The organism is Frondihabitans australicus (assembly GCF_003634555.1).
GTDB lineage: Bacteria > Actinomycetota > Actinomycetes > Actinomycetales > Microbacteriaceae > Frondihabitans > Frondihabitans australicus.
The window spans coordinates 647,027-665,747 of the sequence record NZ_RBKS01000001.1 but is presented as its reverse complement, the minus strand read 5'-3'; the positions used below and the strand labels follow the sequence as shown (position 1 = coordinate 665,747).

The window sequence follows — 18,721 nt, the reverse complement described above, 5'->3', positions numbered from 1 at the left end:
TTCAGACGCCATTCCGAGTCCGGTCACACGGGCGGCCGAGTCGATTCACATCATGCAGAAAGAGTCGTCCCGGCGCCTGAGAGGCGCCGACCGGCCGAGCCGGTGATCGTGCGTCCGAGGGAGATCGACACCCATGCCCCGTGTTTCGCGCAAGCTGCTGATCGGGGTGATCGTCGCCTCGCTCGCCGTGGTCGGCATCGCCATCCCGTCCATCGCCTCGGCCACAGCAGGCACAGCGACGAGTGGCACCGCGGCGACCGCCGCGTCCGCCACCGCAACGTCCACGCCGACTGCCACTTCGACCCCGACGGCGACGGCGCCCACCCCGACCGGAACGCTGAAGCTGCTCACGCAGAACCCGGTCGCCGGGCAGGACCTCACGTTCAGCTACACCACCGACCAGCCGAACGACCTCAACTGGGTCGGCGTCTACAACACGCCGAGCAACGGCCCCGTGAACCAGAAGTACGTCGGCGGCAGCACCGCCTACACGTACACGAAGGACGCCGCCTCGGGCGACGACACCTCGGGCACCCTGACCGTGAGCGGCGCGAAGCTCACGGCGGGCCACGACATCACCGCCTACCTCCTCTACGACGACGGCTACACCTGGCTGTCGCAGCCGATCACGTTCCAGGTCGCGGCCGCCCCGGCTCCCTCGCCGACGGGCACGCTGACCCTCGACACGAAGAACCCGATCGCGGGCCAGCCGCTCACCTTCAGCTGGTCGACCGACACCCCGAACTCCCTCAACTGGGTCGGCGTGTACAACGACCCGGCCGACGGCCCCACGAGCCAGTCGTACAACAGCCCGTCGACCGCCTACACCTACACCGGCAGCGCGACGTCCGGCACCCTCACGGTCAGCGGCGCCGGCCTCACCAGCGGGCACGACATCACCGCCTACCTGCTCTACGACGACGGCTACACCTGGCTGGCCAAGCCGATCACCTTCCAGGTGCAGGATCCGCCGCCGTACGACCCCACCCCCACCACGGCCCACTTCGTCACCGACGACATGACCGTCGCCGCGACCGCCCCGGTGACCGCCGTCGACACGAGCGTGAACGGCCTCTGGTTCGGGCCGGGCGGAGCTTCGCCGACGGCAGCGGTCTCGTTCGCGAAGACCTCCGGCAGCTCCTGGCTCAAGGTCTCGACCACGGGCGAGATCACCGGCACGACGCCGTCGAGCCCGAGCAAGTCGGCGAACGACGAGGGCACGGTCACGATCCAGGCGACCGACACCGCTGGTGTCACGGGCACGATCACGGTCGAGTTCCCGCTGAGCGCGAAGAACGCGAAGCCCCAGGTCAAGGCGGCGACGCTCGACATGTGGGATGGCGGCAGCCATGTCGCAGGAGCCCGCGAGAAGCTCGTCGGCTCCATCGTCTCGAACCGCCTCGACGTCGTCGGCCTCCAGGACACCCTCGGCACGCAGGCCACGCTGGTCGCGAAGCTGCTCGGCTGGGGTCACGTCGAGTCGGCCGGCGGGCAGGCGATCATCAGCCGCTACCCGCTGGCGAAGGACAACGGCGCCGTGCCCACCGGCGTCCCCGCCGTCGCGGCCCTCGTGAACGTCGCGGGCACCCGCCTCCAGGTGTGGAGCACGCAGCTCGACTCCGACGCGTTCGGTCCGGCCGCCGCGTGCGCAGCGACGGCGACGCCGACCTCGAAGGAGATCGTCGCGACCGAGAAGGCGACGCTCCGCTACAGCCAGGCGAAGGCGCTGTCGAAGGCGATCGAGAAGGCCACGACGAAGAACGTGCCGAACCTCGTGCTCGGCGACCTCGAGTCGCCCGCGGCGAGCGACTGGACGTCCAAGACGGCGGCGAGCCACTGCGGCATCGGGTCGGTCGCCTGGCCGGTTCCGCAGCTCCTGCTCGATGCCGGCCTCACCGACTCCTACCGCGCCGAGCACCCGAACGCCGCGAAGGACTCGGGCCAGACCACGTCGATCTTCCCGCCCGTCACCACCGGCGCGGCCGCGACCGTTGACGCCGCCACGGCCGCCGGCACGTCGTCGACGAGCACGGCGCAGACCGACGGGCCGGAGCGGCTCGACTACGTCGACTACTCCGGGAAGCTCTCGGTCGACGAGTCGCACACGCTCGTCGACGGGTTCCCGCAGGGCCCGACGAACACCGGCGGCAACGCGTGGATCTCGAACCGCGCGGCCGTCGTCACCACCTTCACCGTCAAGTAGCACCGACACCGACACGAGAAGAAGAAGCCATGAGCAAGTCGAAGCCCGAAGAGCACGCCCCGAAGGTCACGCTGAACGCGGCCCCTCCCCTCGACCAGGGCCACTCCTACCCGACCGAGATCCGCCCGGGCGTCAGCCGTCGCACGATCCTCCTCGGCGGCGCGGCCGCGATCATGGCGGGTGTGGCCGCAGGATCCCAGACGGGCGCGTTCGGGCAGGGCGCCTCCGCCGACGCCGCGACGACGTCCGCCGCGTCAGCAGCCAAGAAGGGCGCCACCCGCTCGATCAAGGACGTCAAGCACGTGGTGATCCTCATGCAGGAGAACCGCTCGTTCGACCACTACTACGGCACCCTCCCGGGCGTCCGCGGCTACAGCGACAAGCAGGCCCTCGAGCTGCCGGGCGGCGGGACGATCTTCGCGCAGCCCGACCCGACCCGCACCGACGGCGGCCACATGCTGCCGTTCCCGCTCGACTCCGCGAACTACAACGCGCAGAACGCCGGCGGCCTCGACCACTCGTGGGGCGGCGGCCACACGGCGTGGAACAAGGGCGCGTGGAACAACTGGGTGGCGGCCAAGTCGGAGCAGACGATGGGCTACTTCACCAAGGACGACATCCCGTTCCACCACACGCTCGCGTCGGCCTTCACGATCGCCGACCACTACCACTGCTCGCTGATCGGCCCGACGACGCCGAACCGCCTCTACCAGTGGACCGGCATGATCAACCCGCAGGGCGGCCTCGGCGGCCCGGCGACCGACAACCCGGCCGACTACAACCCCGTCTACAGCTGGACCACCTACCCGGAGCGCCTGCAGAAGGCCGGCGTCACCTGGAAGACGTACTCGAACGACGAGGTCGGCGACTCCGGCAGCCACCCCTATGTCGGCGACTACGGCGACAACCCGCTGTGGCTGTTCCACCAGTACCACGACGCGCTGGCGTCCTCGGATCCTGCGACCCAGGCCCTCGCGATCAACGGCGGCCTCAACACCGGCTGGAAGCCCGACTCCGGCAAGGGCCTGGACGTCACCTACCTGCTGAGCGAGTTCGGCAAGGACGCCGCGGCGAACACGCTGCCCGAGGTGTCGTACGTCGTCGCACCCTACGGCTGGTGCGAGCACCCGGCGGCGAGCCCCGACTACGGCGCGCACTACACGAACGCGGTGATCCAGGCGCTGATGAGCAACCCGGACACCTGGGCGAGCACCGTGCTGCTCATCAACTACGACGAGAACGACGGCTACTTCGACCACATGATCCCGCCGCTCGCCGAGCCGGGCACGACCGACGAGTACGTCGACGGGCTGCCGATCGGCTACGGCACGCGAGTGCCGCTCACCGTGGTCTCGCCCTGGAGCCGCGGCGGCTGGGTGAACTCGCAGGTCTTCGACCACACGTCGATCATCCGGTTCCTCGAGACCTGGACGGGCGTGGAAGAGCCGAACATCTCGGCCTGGCGCCGCACCATCTCGGGCGACCTCACGTCGTGCTTCGACTTCCAGAACCCCGACTTCTCGATCCCGACGGCCGCCGAGGTGCTGCCCCTCTCGGAGACGCAGAAGCTCGTCGCGGCCGCGGACGCCGACGCGTCCAAGCCGTCGATCCGCGAACCCGCCGTCGGTGCGCAGAAGATGCCGGTGCAGGATCCCGGGACCGCCCAGCACCGCGCACTCCCCTACCGCCAGTACGCCAACGTGGCGGTGAACCGCGCGAACGGCGCCGTCACGCTGACGATGCACAACGACGGCACGCAGGGCGTCTCGCACCAGGTGTTCCCGAACGCCTGGATCGCGTTCGCGTCGACGCCGCACACCCTCGCCCCGAAGACGACGGCCTCGTACACCTGGAACGCCGCCCTCCCGGGCCTCGACGGCCGCTACGACTTCTCGGTCTACGGCCCCGACCGGTTCCTCCGCCGCTTCGCCGGCACGGTCCTCTCAGGCACTCACACCGACGTGCCGATCCCGTCGGCGACGGCGACGCTGGTCACCGGGAAGAAGCCGGCCCTCTCGCTCGCGCTGGCGAACGGCGGCACGCCGCAGGCGATCTTCACGCTCACGTCGAACGACTTCGTCACGAAGACGCAGACGGTCACGGTCAAGGGCGGCAAGACCTCCACGGTCTTCTGGCCGGTCGACGAGTGGGGCTACTACGACGTCATCGTCACCGCGAACACCGGCGACGGGTTCCGCTACCGGTTCGCCGGCCGCGTGGAGTAGCTAGCCCAGCGACTCCACGTACTGCCGCACGATGTCGTCGAACGACGCCTCGGGAGCGAGTCCCATCGACTCGGCCCGGGGAGTCGCGACGTCGGCGGCCCAGGTGATGACGATGGCCTCGATCGCCGGATCAGGCGCCCAGTCGATCAGGGCGCTCGTCTCCTCGCCCGTGACCGCGTCGAGGGCCGCGGCCATCGCCCTCGGCGTGGTCGTGAGGCCCGGAAGCGTCATCGCCGTGAGGCTCCCCCACGCGTCGTCGGCGGCGGTCGCGGCGAGCATGATGCCCTCGATCGTCTTCCGCGGCGACGACAGCGCGACGGGCAGGTCGGGATCGACCGGGCACACGGCGCGCTCGCCCGCGAGCGGCTCGCGGATGATGCCCGACAGGAAGCTCGACGCCGCCGCGTTCGGCTTTCCCGGCCGCACCGAGACGGTCATCAGCCGCACGCTGCGGCCGCGCACGAAGCCCTTCCGGGCGTAGTCGGCGACGAGCTGCTCGCCGATGAACTTCTGGATGCCGTAGCTCGACTGCGGCCTGGGCAGCGTGTCGTCGTCGACCCGCCCGATCGGCCCGAGCGCGGGGTCGGCGCCGAAGACCGCGACCGACGACGCGAACACCAGCACCGGCGGCGTGGCCTGCGCGCGGGCGCGCTCCAGCACGAGGCGCGTGCCGTCGAGGTTGGTGTGCAGCCCGAGGTCGAAGTCGGCCTCGGCCGCGCCGCTGACCACACCCGCCAGATGGAACACCACGTCGGCGTCGGGGAGCTCCTGCGCCACGTCATCGAGCTCGCCGACGACGGCCTCGACCCGCTCGTCGGCGGCAAGCTCGGGTCTCGGGGCCACGAGATCGACGAGCAGGAGCCGGCCGATCGCCTGCGGTGCCGCCCCTCCGACGCCGAGAGACCCGGCCTTGAGAAGCGTGCGGGCGAGGAGCGAGCCGAGGAAGCCCGCACCCCCCGTGATGACGACGGTGAGGCTGCTCTGGCTCATGCCCCCACGCTAGCCCTCGCCCGGAACGAGCGCCTCAGCCGGCGGCGCCGTGGCCGACGGCCGCGAGGGCGTCGACGAGCGTCTCGGCGCCGCCGACGTTGCCCGGCACGACGATCTGCGTCGTCGGGCCGGCCGCGCCGTCGAGGCTCCACACCGAGATGCCCGGCGCGATCTGGCCGCGGACGTGCGCGCGCTCGGCGCCGATCGCCGTGCGGGCCACCTCGGCGGACGTGATCCCGCCCTTCGACACGACCACGGCGAAGCCCGGCGCGAGCTCTCGGGCGGCGACCATGAGGGCCCGCATGACGCGCTCGCCGTGCTGCAGGGTGTCGTCGGCGGCGCGGCGTTGGCGCTCGGTGGAGAGGATCACCACGCGGGCGGTCTCGAGGCTCCTGCGCGCTTGGGCTGCGGCGGCGCGCCCGGCGGCCTCGGGTTCGCGGAGGGCGTCGTCGGTCGAGACCTCGACGGGCGTCACGCCGAGGTGCGCGACGAGGCGGTCGAGCTGCTCGGTCGCGGCACCCGTGTGCGACCCGCACACCACCAGGGCCGCAGGAGCCGCGGTCACGACCGGCCGCGGCAGGAAGCCGTCGCTCAGCCTGCCTGCGCACAGGGCGGCCAGCGTCGCGGCCGAGCGCACCACCACATGCACTCCCCGGCCGAGTGCCAGCTCGAGGCCCGCGTGGATCAGGCGCACGTCGTCGTCGGTCTCGGCGTCGGGCGCGACGACCTCGCCGGGAGCCGCCGCGGCCAGTGCGTCGGCGACGGCGGCTCCCGGTTCGCGATCGGAGTCTCGCAGCTCGGCGAGCGAGACGGTGAACGCCGCCCGCTCTCCCTTCTCGGCCACCCACTCGACGAGGTTCGACGAGTGGAAGCCGAAAACGGGGTCGCCGGCGAACTCGGTCTCGCCCGCGGGCACGTCGACGCCGTCGATCCGGACCCGGTGGACCCCGCCGATCGTGGTCCGGCCGCCCTGGGGGAAGGCCGGCACGAAGAGGATCCGGCCCGCGTCGCCGAGGAAGGCGTCGGACTCCGCGAACACGTGGCCGCGCAGCGTGGAGTCGCCCCGGAGCACGACGAGGACGGGTTCGGCGAGCTCCTGCGCCGCCTGATCGATCGCGGCGCGCAGGTCGGCGGCCAGCGCCCGGGCGGCCGACTCGTCGATCGCCCGCGAGTTCGTCTGCACGTAGACGGCGCGCTCGGCGCGGAGCACGTCGGCGATCGCCTCGGCCGACCAGTCGAGCAGGACGGTGACGTCGGTGGCCATCTGGGTTCCGGTCGGGTCGTCGTCGAGCACGACGGTGAGGCGCTGCTGGCTCATCCCTCCACGCTAGCCCGACTACTCGGCGACGATGCCCTCGCCGCCGACCGCGTCGGGCACCACGACCGAGCCGATCCGCACGAGCGACCCGTCGGCCCCCACCCGGAACTCGTCGAGCGTGCCGGTCGCACCGGTCTGCGCGTACACGTAGCGCCCGTCGGGCGTGGCCGCGGCGTCGACGGTTCCGGCGTCGGTCGCGGTCGTGGCCTGCACCGACACCTGGCCCGAGGCGGTCTCGGCGATGGTCGAGAGCGTGCCGCTGCCGGCGTTCGAGGCGTAGAAGCGCCCGTCGGCCTCGACGATCCAGCACGTCGCGGCCTGCCCCGTGAGGGTCTGCGAGACGGGCGTCACGGCACCCGACGGCTGCACGGCGAACGTGGCGACGGCGTTGGGGCCGGCCTCGGTCGCGACGATGCGGCCGCGCGCGTCGAAGGTGAAGCCGAACGGCACGGCGCCGGCGACCGTCGTCGTGACGGGCTTCGCCGAGAGGCCGAGGAGGCCGCGCACGCCGAACACCTCGAACGCGCTCGTGTTGCCCTTCGTGCTGACGACGAGGTGGCTGCCGTCGGGGGTGAACGACACCTGTGCCGGCGTCGTCGTGAACTCCGGCGTCGCGGCGGGGTCGAGCCCGAGAGCGCGGTGCGAGCCGGGCAGCGCGACCAGACGCCCGCCGAGATTCAGGTAGCCCTGCACCGATCCGCCGTCTCGGGCGTTGAGCACGAACACGTAGGCGCCCCGCGTGGCGATGCTCACGGGAAAGTCGCCGCCCGACGAGACGCTCGAGACGCGCGCGAGCCGGTCTCCGTCGACCCGGAACGACGTGACCGTGTCGCTGCCGGCGTTCACCGTGAGCAGGTCGCCCTCGCTGCGCGCGACGGCGCCCTCCGAGGCGGTGTGGTCGACGACCGAGCCGCCCAGCACGCCGCCGACGCCGCCGGTGGCGTAGCGGCCCGACTGGGTGAGCGTTCCGTCGGCGGCGCGGCGATAGGCCACCACGGCGTTGCCCACGGTGCTGTCGGTCTCGACGAACACGGCGCCGGACGACGAGCCGTGCGCACTGAACGAGGCGTGCGCGGCGACCGCCGAAGCCGACGGCGTCGCAGCCTGCGCGGCCGAACCGAACGCGCCGACCAGGGCGATCGAGGCGGCCGAGACGGCACCGATGCGGGTGAGTGCTCTCATGACATGCTCCTTAGAACTAATGGATATTGCCAAGATTTACCATTAGCGTCGAGACGACGACAGGGGCGCAGGAGCCCGGTAATCACTTCGTAAGAAAGGCGTCCCGATGGCGACGTTCCCCCCGCCCGCCCCCGGCGAGTCCGACTCGATCGCGCTCGCGCTCGTGAACACGCTCGTCGTGGGGGCGCGCGGTGCCGTCGACTTCGTGGCCGACGCGGCGGCGTGGCGCGAGTGGGCGACGGAGCACGCTCTGCCGGTCGGGGACTCGGATCCTGCGCCCGGGCCTCGGATCACCGACTTGCGAGCGGCCGTGCGCGCGGCGCTGGAAGCCGGGCCGTCGCGCCTGCCCCAGGAGGCGGTGCGGCGGATCAACGACGCCGCCGCGAGAGTGCCCGTCGTGCCCGCCCTCGTCGTGGCCGGCGTCGCCGACCCCGCGCTCGTCGACGGGCACGGCCACCGCACCCGACACGGCGATCCGCACGCCCCGGCGATCGCCCGCCTCGTCCCGCACCGCGCCGGCGCGCCCGGCGCCCGCGGTCGGGGCGCCGACGGGCGAGGCGCCGACGCGCGAGGCGCCCGCGCTCGGGTCGACGACGCCGCCGCAGCGCTCGCCCGCGACGCCATCGCCCTCCTCGCCTCGCCCGCAGCTCTGAGGGTGCGCGAGTGCGCCGCACCCGACTGCTCCCGGCTGTTCCGGCAGGATCACGCCCGACGCATCTGGTGCTCGACGGCCTGCGGCGACCGGGTGCGCGTCGCGCGGCACGCCGCCAGGTCGCGGGGCTAGGAGGCCGACGGCAGGCGGGTCGACTCCACCGCGAGCGACGGGCCGACGTGCACGAGCTCGCCGGGCTCCAGGCCGCGCCAGCCGGGCTCTCCGTCGAGGGGCTCACTGGCGACCACGAGGGAGGCCCGGTCGGCGAGTGCCGCGGATCCTGCCGCCAGCTGACTGCCCCGCACCCGGAGAGCGCCGCCCGACTCGCCGCCGGCGGGCCTCTCGAGCACGTAGAGCGTGTCGGTCGCGGGCAGGCGAAGCGCCCAGACGTCGGTCGGCGTCGTCAGGACGAAGTTCAGCGAGACGACGGGCAGGCGGCCGGTCATCCAGGCGACGGCGTCGGCGACGCCCGCCTCGACGTCGCCGCCCCGCGCCTCGATCGACGCGGTGACGAGCGCAAAGTACCGCTCGCTGTCGGTCTGACCGAGCACGAGGTCGAGCGCGGGCCGCCCGCCGACCGACAGCGAACGTAGATGCGCGTCCAGGGTCGCGAGGTCGCCTCCGCCGAGGGCGCCGTTGTGTGCGAAGAGCCTGCCCTGCTGCAGGAACGGGTGGGTGTTCTCGTCGGTCAGCCCGCCCGCCGTGGCATGCCGCACGTGCGCCACGAACGTCGTGCCCGTGAGGTCGTGGGCCGCCGTCGCGAAGTCGGAGTCCGACCAGGCCGGCCGCGGCGCCTTGTCGACGACGGCCTCGCCCGAGGGCGACCAGGTGCCGATGCCGAAGCCGTCCTGGTTGCGGTGGCTCTGCGATGAGAGGCTGTCGGGCGCGTCGAGCAGCCAGAACGTCGCGTCGGCGGGCTTGGTGCCGGCGTGCAGCCCGAAGAGACGGCACATGGCTCAGGAGCCGCTTCTCGCGTCGGCCACCCGCGCGATCGCCGTGTGGTCGAAGCTCCGCCCCTCGGCGGGGGTGAGCGACCGCGACGGCGGCCGGTCGTCGAGCTTCTCGAGCGCCCGTCGGAGATCGTCGAGCAGGAGGTCGGCCAGGTCGAGGCTGAGTCCGTGGCGGACGATGATGCGCTGGACGGCGGTCTGCTGCTGATCGGCGGGCAGCGTGTAGGCGGGGACGAGCCAGCCGCGGGTCCGGAGCTCCTCGGCGAGGTCGAAGAGCGTAAACGGCGACGTGTCGCCCTGCGGCATGGACCAGGTGACGGCCGGGATGCCGCGCCGCGCGCTGCCGTCGTGCACGATCGCGAACCGGCCGAGCGCGGCGATCTCGCGGGCGAGGTGCTTCGCGACCGCGTACGTCTCGGACTGCACCTTCGTGTAGCCCTCGCGCCCTAGCCGCACGAAGTCGTAGTACGACGCGATCACCTGGCCGCCCGGCCGTGAGAAGTTGAGGCCGAAGGTCGGCAGGCTGCCGCCGAGGTAGTTGACGTCGAAGACGAGCTCGTCGGGCAGGTCGGCGGCCTCGCGCCAGATCACCCAGCCGACGCCGATCGGCGCCAGGCCGGTCTTGTGCCCCGAGGCGTTGATCGACTTCACCCGCGGCAGCCGGAAGTCCCAGACGAGGTCGGACGCGCAGAACGGCGCCACGAACCCGCCCGAGGCGGCGTCGACGTGGATGTCGACGCTCTGACCCGTGCGCGCCTCGAGGTCGTCGAGGGCGGCGCTGATCGCCGCCACGTCTTCGAACAGGCCCGTGAAGGTCTGGCCGAGGGTGACCACGACCGCGATGGTGTTCTCGTCGATGCGCTCGAGCGCCTGCTCCGGCGTGAGCGTGAAGCCCTCGGGCATCGGCGCCTGGCGCAGCTCGACGTCGAAGTACCGCGCGAACTTCTCCCAGCAGACCTGGACGGGCCCGGAGACGATGTTCGGGGTGGGGGTGCCTGCTCCTGCGCCCTGGCCCGCCGATGCCCGACGGGCCTTCCAGCGCCACTTGGCGGCAAGCCCGGCTAGCATCGCGGCCTCGCTGGACCCCGTCGTCGAGGTGCCCCTGGTCGACGTCGGGTCGGGCGAGTGGAAGAGGTCGGCGAGCATGCGCACGCAGCGGGTCTCGAGCTCGGCGGTCTGCGGGTACTCGTCTTTGTCGACGATGTTCTTGTCGAGCGACTCGGCCATGAGGGCCCGCACCTCGGGTTCGACCCAGGTGGTGCAGAACGTCGCGAGGTTCATGCGGGCGACGCCGTCGAGCATCAGCTCGTCGTGCACCAGCTGGTAGGTGTCGCGGGGTTCCTGCTCGTGGAGCGGGAAGCGGGTCTTCGGCGAGCGCCGCGTGAGCGGGCTGCCCGAGAAGGTGTCGTCGAGAGCATCGTCGGTCATGCTGCTGATCCTGCTCGCCGATGCCTTCGTGCGGCTGACAGCGCTTCACTCGCGCGTGTTGCGGCCTCGCACTGAGGCGCTATATCGTATAGGAAAGACGATCAGCCGATCGCCGAGCACGACAATGGAGTCCCATGCCTCCCACTCTCATCGACCTCTCGATGCCGATCGTCGACCACTGGCGCTTCTCGGTCTCGTTCGCGCACAAGCACGCCGTCGCCGAGGGCCAGCCATTCACGTCGACCACGCTCGACATCGCCGCGCACGCCTTCACGCACGTCGACGCGCCCAGCCACCTCGACGACGCGCTCCCGCCGCTCGGCGAGGTCGACCTCTCTCGTCTCGCGGGCGACGCGGTCGTGATCGACCTCTCCGGCCTCGGCGACGACACCGAGATCACGGCCGAGCACCTCGAGGGCGCAGGAGCAGCGGTCACCGCCGGCGACATCGCGCTCCTCCGCACCGACCACGAGCTCCGCCACCCGACCACGTCGCCCGACTACTGGCTGCGCTCCCCCTACGTCTCGGCCTCCGCCGCCACCTGGCTGCAGGAGCGCGGAGTCTCGGCCGCCGGATTCGACTTCCCGCAGGATCGTGCGACGCGCGCCCCCTACGACCCGCACTTCGAGCGACACCCGCGGGGTCACGCCGACGACTGGGCGTGCCACTCGATCCTGCTGGCCTCGGGCACGCCGCTCATCGAGTACCTCACGAACCTCTGGTCGCTCCCGGCCGAACGGGTGCCGTTCTACGCGCTGCCGCTCAACGTGCCGGGCAGCGACGGGGCGCCCGTGCGGGCTTTCGCGACCCTCCCCTAGCCCTTCACTCATCCCACCGTCGACAGGACACACCGCAGTGACTACCGCACCCTCCGTTCGCCCGCCGCTCGGGCGCCGCTGGATCCTCCTCATCCCCGTGGCCAGCGTCATGTACCTCCTCGCCTACTTCGACCGCACGAACCTCTCGTTCGTGCTGCCGCAGATGGACGACGACCTCCACCTCACCGCGACCGACAAGGGTCTCGTGTCGGGCATCTTCTTCATCGGCTACTTCTTCACGCAGGTGCCGGCGGCGATCATCGCGCAGAAGTGGAGCGCGAAGTACGTGGTCCTGATCCTGATGGTCTTCTGGGGTCTCTGCGCCGTCTGGACGGGCCTCGTGCACAACACGGGCGAGCTGTTCACGGCGCGATTCTTTCTCGGGGTGTTCGAGGGCGGGGTGCAGCCGGCGACCCTGATCCTGCTGTCGCGGTGGTTCCCGCAGAAGGAGCGCGCTCGCGCCTCGGGCCTGTGGCTGCTCGCCATTCCGCTCGCGCCGATCATCGCGGCGCCGATCACGGGCACGCTGCTGTCGTCGTTCGACTGGCGCGGCGTCATGATACTCGAGGGGCTGCCGCCGCTCGTCTGGGCGATCGTGTGGTTCTTCGTGATCGCCGACACCCCGCGCCGGGCCCGCTGGGCATCCGCTCGCGAGGCGGCCGACATCGAGACGGCCATCGCGGCCGACGAGGTCATCAAGACCGAGTCGATCACCACGTCGACCCGCTACCGCGACGTCGTGAAGAACCCGATCGTCATCGCGCTCGTCGCCGCCTGGTTCCTCTACAACGCCGGGTTCTACGGCTTCACGCTGTGGCTGCCGCAGGTGCTCAGTGACATGACCGGCGGGTCGACCGAGCTCGTCGGGTTCCTCACGGCGATCCCGTACGTCTTCGGACTCGCCGCGATGGTGGTCATCTCGACGCGCACCGACCGCCTGGGCTCGCGCCGCACGACCGTGCTCGTGCCGCTCTCGGTTGCTGCGGTCGCGCTCGTCGTCGGGCAGTTCGTCGGCGGCGGAGTGCCCGAGTACGTCCTGCTCTGCGTCGTCGCCGCGGGCCTCTACGTGCACGGGGCGTTCTTCGCGCTGCCGCCGCTGCTGCTGCGCACCGAGGTGCTCGCGGTCGGTCTCGGCCTCATCGGCGGCATCGGCAACCTCGGCGGGTTCCTCGGGCCGTACATCGTCGGCTGGCTCGACGACGTGACGGGCTCGACCGCGCTCGGCTTCGTGCTGCTCGGGGCGGCGATCGCCGGCTGCGGGGTACTGCTCGCCGCCGTGACGCCTCGGCGGCCGCGGCTGGCCGTCGCCGCGCCGGAGGCTGCGGCGCGCGTCGACGCGTAGTCCCGGCGCCGCCCTGCGACAAAACGCGACACCTGCTACGCCCCCGTGTGTCGCAGGTGTCGCATTTTGTCGCGCCGGCTCGCCGCGGAGGGGGTGGGGTGGAAGGCGAGCTCAGCGGGGCGGGAGGGCGCGCAGCAGCACCTCGAGCACGTGCTCGTACGGGTGCCCGGTCGCGCGGGTCATGCCGAGCTCGCAGGTGCGGTTGCATGAGGCGTAGGCGTCGAACGCTCCCCCGTCGAGTGCGGCGGCGACCACTCCGGCGGCCTCCCGCGCCGTGGCCGACGCCGTGAGCTCGGGGTGCAGCATGCCGCGGTCGCCGGCGAAGGCGCAGCAGCCCCAGTCGTCGGGCACGACGACCTCGCGCGCCGCGACGCCGGCCACGCGCAGCAGGGCGTCGTTCGACCCGAGGCGCGTCGACGAGCACGTCGGGTGCAGGGCGAGCCGGCCGAGAGGCGCTGGCACCGGCACGAGCCCCGCGGAGCGCAGCCGTGGCAGCACCACCTCGTCGACGAACGTCACCGCGTCGACCACGCGCAGCCCGGGGTACGCGGCGGCGGCGGCCACGAGACCCTCGAGTCCCTCGGTGCACGAGGCCGCATCGCAGACGACCGGGAGGCGGCCGTGGTCGGACGACTCCCACAGGGCCGGGAGGACGGTCGCCGCCATGGTCTCGGATCCTGCGCCCATGCCCTTCGACTTCCACGGCGTCGAGCAGCAGAAGGCGCCGATGCCCTGCGGCACGCGCAGCGCCACGCCCGCCCGGTCGCAGAGGGCCTGCAGGGCGCCCGACGCTCCCGGGCCGTCGGCCGCGGGCCCGAACAGCGTCTGGATGCACGCGGGGAAGAACACGGCCGCAGGATCGCGGGAGGTCTGCCCGTGCCTCACGCCTCCGCCCGCCGGCAGGTCGCGCGCCCACAGCGGCACCGTGTCGTCGCCCAGAAGCCCGCGGGCCAGCTGCGACGCCCCGGTGACGAGCGGAGCCGGCAGGTGCGCGGCCGCGGTGAGCGCCGCCGACCCGGCGCGCGTCGCTGCGCCCCAGTGCTTCGCCGCGCCGGCCCACGCCGCCCGCTCGAGGGGGGTCGTCTGCGTCGCCCGCAGGCGTTTCACGAGCTTGCCGGTGTCGATGAGCACCGGGCACGCCGTCTGGCACATGCCGTCGGCGGCGCAGGTGTCGAGTCCGTCGTAGTCGTAGTCGGCGTCGAGCTCGGCGACGAGGGCGGTGTCTCCGGCGGCGAGCGCGCGGGCACGCTCGCGACGGAGCACGATGCGCTGCCGCGGGGTGCGGGTGAGGTCTTTCGAGGGGCAGACGGGCTCGCAGTAGCCGCACTCGACGCAGGAGTCGGCCTCGACCTCGATCGGCGGCGACGTCTTGAGGGGCACGGTGGCGGCACGGTGCGCACCATGCCGCTCGGCGGCGTCCACGTCGGCGGTCGCGCCCGCGCCAGGCCACACGTCCCCGGCCGGCAGCACCACGCCGGGGTTCAGCACGCCCTCGGGGTCGAGCAGCCGCTTCACCCCGAGCATCACCTCGTAGAGCTCGTCGCCGTACTGCAGCCGCACGTACGGCGCCATGATGCGCCCCGTGCCGTGCTCCGCCTTGAGCGTGCCGCCGGCGGCCAGCACGAGCGCCACCATCTCCTCGGTGAAGGCGTCGTAGCGGGCGAGCGAGGCCTGGTCGTCGAAGTGCTCGGTGAGCATGAAGTGGATGTTGCCGTCTTTCGCGTGCCCGAAGATCACGGCGTCGTCGTAGCCGTGCTCGGCGAACAGCCCGACGAGACGCTCGCAGACGTCGGCGAGGCTCGCGACCGGCACGGCGACGTCCTCCAGCAGCGCTGTCGTGCCCGAGGGGCGAGCGCCCGCGACGGTCGCGTAGAGGTCTTTGCGGATGTGCCACAGGGCCGCGCGTGCGGCCGCATCGGTCGTGAACGCGGCGGGCTGCGCGAGCGGCAGCGCGGTCAGCAAGCCGGAGGCCACCTCGAGTCGCGACCTCAGCCCAGCCGCCGTGGTCTCCTGGTACTCCACGAGCAGCGCCGCATGACCGTCCACGGCGAGATCGCGCAGCGACGCATCGGCGCCGGCGTCGCGCTGGGCCACCCGCAGGCTGGTGGCGTCGAGCAGCTCGATCGCGGCGGCTCCCGAGTCGACGAGCACCGGCAGGGCGTCGGTGGCGTCGCGGAGCGATGAGAAGTACAGCATCGCCGTCGCCAGGTGCGCCCGCACCGGCAGCGTCCGGAGCACGGCCGACGCGACGAACGCGAGCGTCCCCTCGCTGCCGACGACGAGGTGGGCCAGCATCTCGGCGGGCGAGGCGAAGTCCGTCAGAGCGTTCAGCCCGTACCCCATGGTGTTCTTGAGCGAGTGGTGGCGGGCGACGGAGGCGACCAGCGTCGGCTCCTGCATCACCCGCCCGCGCAGCGCGAGCAGACCGTCGTGGACGTCGGGGCGCGCCGCCCGCAGACGTGCGTCGGCGTCGGGCAGCGACGTGTCGACGACCGTGCCGTCGGCGAGCACGACCACGATCGTGTCGAGCGTCGCGTAGGTGTTCGCCGTGGTGCCGCACGTCATCCCGCTCGAGTTGTTCGCGATCACCCCGCCCAGCGTGCAGGCCGCTTCGGACGCAGGATCAGGCCCGAGACGCCGCCGCGCCCCCGCCAGCCGGGCATTCACCTGCCGCACGGTCGCACCGGGCTCGACCCGCACCCTGGCGGCGTCGGGGCCCAGAGGCTCGATGCCGCGGAAGTGGCGGCGAGTGTCGATCAGCACCCCCGGCGCCTGCGCCTGGCCCGACAGGCTCGTCCCGCCCGAGCGGAACGTGACCCCGGCACCGCGTGCCCGAGCCGCCGCCACGACCGCCCCGACCTCCGCTGCCGTGCGCGGCGTGACGACGACCTGCGGCGTGACGAGGTAGTGCGACGCGTCGTGCGCGAGGGCGAGGCGGTCCGACGGCCGCGAGCTCACGGCTCCGGGCGCCGCCTGCTCGAGGGCCGCGACGAGCGCAGGATCCGAGACCCCGATCGTGGTGAACGCCTTCCCGCCGGAGCCGACCGCGCTCGTGCGACGCCCGTCAGTGCGACTCACGCGCCACCGCGTCTCCGCTCGACCCCACGAGGAAGTCGAGGTCGGCGCCCGTGTCGGCCTGCGTCACGTGGTCGACGTAGAGCCGCTCCCAGCCGCGGCGCGGCTTCGCGAACCCGTCGAGCGTGGCCTGGTTCGGCTCGCGCGCGTCGAGCTCGTCCTGCGGCACGTCGACGTCGAGGCGGCGCCGGTGCACGTCGAGCGTGATCCAGTCGCCGGTCCGCACGCGCGCGAGGGGCCCGCCGGCGGCGGCCTCCGGGGCGACGTGCAGGATCACGGTGCCGTACGCCGTCCCGCTCATCCGGCCGTCGCAGATGCGCACCATGTCGCGCACGCCCTGCTCGAGCAGCTTCTTCGGCAGCGGCATGTTCGACACCTCGGGCATGCCGGGGTACCCGCGAGGGCCGCAGCCTCGAAGCACCAGCACGGAGTCGGCGTCGACGTCGAGGTCGGGGTCGTCGATGCGGGCGCGGAAGTCCTCGATCGAGTCGAAGACGATGGCCCGGCCCCGGTGCTTCAGCAGGTGGATCGACGCGGCGGCGGGCTTGATGATCGCGCCGTCCGGGGCCAGGTTGCCGCGCAGAACGGCGATCCCGGCGTCGGGCTGCAGGGGCTCTTCTCTATGCGCGATGACCGAGGCGTCCCACACGGTCGCCTCGTTCAGGTGGTCGACGAGGGGCCGGCCGGAGACCGTGATGGCCGTGGGGTCGAGCAGATCCTGCACCTCGCGGAGGACCGCCTGCAGGCCGCCCGCGCGGAAGAGGTCTTCCATGAGGAAGGTGCCCGCCGGCTGGAGGTTGACCAGCAGCGGGACGCCGGAGCCGATGCGGTCGAAGTCGGCGAGCGTCAGGTCGATGCCGAGGCGGCCGGCGATCGCGAGCAGATGCACGACCGCGTTCGTGGAGCCGCCGATCGCGGCCAGGGTGACGATCGCGTTGTGGAACGACGCCTTCGTGAGCAGACGCGACGGGCGCAGGTCGCGCTCGACGAGGTCGACGATCAGCCGTCCCGACTCGTGCGACATCTCGAGCAGGCGGCTGTCAGGAGCAGGGGTCCCGGCGAGCCCAGGAAGCACCGTCCCGAGCGCCTCGGCCAGCAACCCCATCGTCGACGCCGTGCCCATGGTGTTGCAGTGGCCCCGCGACCGGATCATCGACGACTCGCTGCGGTGGAACTGCTCGTTCGTGAGGGTGCCGGCCCGGACCTCCTCGCTGAGCCGCCACACGTCGGTGCCGCAGCCGAGCGCCTCGCCGCGGAAGGTGCCGGTGAGCATCGGGCCGCCGGGGATCACGAGGGCCGGCAGGTCGACCGAGGCCGCGGCCATGAGCAGCGACGGGATCGTCTTGTCGCACCCGCCGAGGAGCACGACGCCGTCGATCGGGTTCGCGCGGAGCATCTCCTCGGTGCTCATCGCGGCCATGTTGCGCCAGAGCATCGCCGTCGGGCGCACGTTCGTCTCGCCGAGCGAGACGACGGGGAGCTCGAGCGGCACTCCCCCGGCCGCCCAGATTCCCTCCTTCACCGACCGCGCCACCTCGGTGAGGTGCGCGTTGCACGGCGTGAGGTCGCTCGCGGTGTTCGCGATGGCGATGTGCGGCCGGCCGTCGAAGGCGTCGGCGGGCAGCCCGCGGCGCATCCATGCGCGGTGGATGTACGCGTTGCGGTCGTCGCCGCCGTACCACTGAGAGCTCCGATGCTCCATTGCAGTCCGTTCTCGGTGCCGCGTGTTCCATTTATTGGAACTCACAACCGCGGGTTGGAAATCTTCTTCACTGTAGCCATACTCGTGGCATGACAACAACGGAGTTCGAAGGGCTGGTCGCCGTCGTGACGGGCGGGGCGAGTGGCATCGGCGCCACCACCGCCAGCCTCCTCCTGTCACGCGGGGCCCGCGTCGCCGTGCTCGATCGCGCGATCTCGGGGGCGCCCGACGGCGTGCTGGCGATCGAGTGCGACATCACCGATTCGTCGGCCGTCGACACGGCGATCGAGCGGGTGGCGCAGGAGCTCGGGGGCATCGACGTCCTCATCAACAACGCGGGAATCGGCGCCGCGGGCGACGTCTCCGAGAACCCCGACGACGAGTGGCATCGCGTGCTCGACGTGAACGTGGTGGCGATGGCCCGCGTGACGCGGGCCGCGCTCCCCCACCTGCGCCGGTCGGCCCACGCCTCGGTGGTGAACACCTGCTCGTCGGTCGCGTTCGTCGGCGTCGTGCAGCGCGCCCTCTACGCCGCGTCGAAGGGCGCCGTCGCCGCGCTGACGCTCGCGATGGCCGCCGACCACGTGCACGAGGGCATCCGCGTGAACGCCGTCGCACCAGGCACCGCCGACACCCCGTGGGTCGGCCGCCTGCTCGACGCCGCGCCCGATCCGTCTGCCGCGGCAGCGGCGCTTCGCGCGCGGCAGCCGCTCGGCCGTCTTGTCTCAGCCGACGAGGTCGCCTACGCCATCGCTTCGCTCGCCTCGCCGGTCGCCGCGTCGACGACCGGCTCGATCCTCCGCGTCGACGGCGGCATGACGTCGCTGCGGGTGTGA

At 72.3% G+C, this 18,721-nt stretch carries 13 protein-coding genes; 6 read left to right on the top strand and 7 right to left on the bottom strand.

Annotated features, from left to right (window positions below; translation table 11 throughout):
* Positions 1-133: 133 nt before the first annotated feature.
* Positions 134-2,203 (top strand): endonuclease/exonuclease/phosphatase family protein, encoded by a 2,070-nt coding sequence (locus C8E83_RS03075; RefSeq protein ID WP_121368383.1) that lies wholly within the window; start codon positions 134-136, stop codon positions 2,201-2,203.
* Between the two features lie 29 nt (positions 2,204-2,232).
* Entirely contained in the window at positions 2,233-4,428 is a 2,196-nt protein-coding gene (locus C8E83_RS03070) for a phosphocholine-specific phospholipase C (protein WP_121368382.1), read from the top strand.
* On the opposite strand, the gene denD is transcribed toward C8E83_RS03070, so the two are convergent.
* The 3 genes from denD to C8E83_RS03055 are packed head-to-tail and all read right to left on the bottom strand — an operon-like array spanning position 4,429 to position 7,918.
* A complete protein-coding gene (gene denD, locus C8E83_RS03065; RefSeq protein WP_121368381.1) occupies positions 4,429-5,418 on the bottom strand; it encodes a D-erythronate dehydrogenase in 990 nt (329 codons plus the stop codon).
* 34 nt (positions 5,419-5,452) lie between these two features.
* A complete protein-coding gene (locus C8E83_RS03060) occupies positions 5,453-6,736 on the bottom strand; it encodes a four-carbon acid sugar kinase family protein (RefSeq protein WP_121368380.1) in 1,284 nt (427 codons plus the stop codon).
* A gap of 18 nt (positions 6,737-6,754) precedes the next feature.
* On the bottom strand, positions 6,755-7,918 hold the full coding sequence (locus C8E83_RS03055; RefSeq protein ID WP_121368379.1) for a lactonase family protein: 1,164 nt from the start codon (positions 7,916-7,918) through the stop codon (positions 6,755-6,757).
* Positions 7,919-8,024: 106 nt separating this feature from the next.
* On the opposite strand from C8E83_RS03055, the gene C8E83_RS03050 reads away from it, so the two are divergent.
* Complete coding sequence (locus C8E83_RS03050) at positions 8,025-8,702, top strand: ABATE domain-containing protein (RefSeq protein ID WP_121368378.1); 678 nt, start codon at positions 8,025-8,027, stop codon at positions 8,700-8,702.
* Here the strand turns inward: C8E83_RS03050 and C8E83_RS03045 are convergent.
* A complete protein-coding gene (locus tag C8E83_RS03045; protein ID WP_121368377.1) occupies positions 8,699-9,523 on the bottom strand; it encodes a class II glutamine amidotransferase in 825 nt (274 codons plus the stop codon). The two genes, C8E83_RS03050 and C8E83_RS03045, sit on opposite strands and share 4 nt — an antisense overlap.
* A 3-nt stretch (positions 9,524-9,526) precedes the next feature.
* On the bottom strand, positions 9,527-10,948 hold the full coding sequence (gad, locus tag C8E83_RS03040) for a glutamate decarboxylase (protein WP_121368376.1): 1,422 nt from the start codon (positions 10,946-10,948) through the stop codon (positions 9,527-9,529).
* A gap of 134 nt (positions 10,949-11,082) precedes the next feature.
* On the opposite strand from gad, the gene C8E83_RS03035 reads away from it, so the two are divergent.
* A complete protein-coding gene (locus C8E83_RS03035; RefSeq protein WP_121368375.1) occupies positions 11,083-11,766 on the top strand; it encodes a cyclase family protein in 684 nt (227 codons plus the stop codon).
* A gap of 37 nt (positions 11,767-11,803) precedes the next feature.
* Complete coding sequence (locus tag C8E83_RS03030; protein ID WP_211331654.1) at positions 11,804-13,108, top strand: MFS transporter; 1,305 nt, start codon at positions 11,804-11,806, stop codon at positions 13,106-13,108.
* A 111-nt stretch (positions 13,109-13,219) separates the two neighbouring features.
* On the opposite strand, the gene C8E83_RS03025 is transcribed toward C8E83_RS03030, so the two are convergent.
* Both C8E83_RS03025 and C8E83_RS03020 read right to left on the bottom strand, forming a co-directional pair.
* Positions 13,220-16,186: an FAD-binding and (Fe-S)-binding domain-containing protein gene (locus C8E83_RS03025; RefSeq protein WP_342768897.1), complete on the bottom strand. Its 2,967-nt coding sequence runs from the start codon at positions 16,184-16,186 to the stop codon at positions 13,220-13,222.
* Entirely contained in the window at positions 16,173-17,885 is a 1,713-nt protein-coding gene (locus tag C8E83_RS03020) for an IlvD/Edd family dehydratase (protein ID WP_121368374.1), read from the bottom strand. Before C8E83_RS03020 ends, C8E83_RS03025 begins: the two co-directional genes overlap by 14 nt.
* 89 nt (positions 17,886-17,974) lie before the next feature.
* Between C8E83_RS03020 and C8E83_RS03015 the strand changes: the two genes are divergently transcribed.
* Entirely contained in the window at positions 17,975-18,721 is a 747-nt protein-coding gene (locus tag C8E83_RS03015; RefSeq protein ID WP_121368373.1) for an SDR family NAD(P)-dependent oxidoreductase, read from the top strand.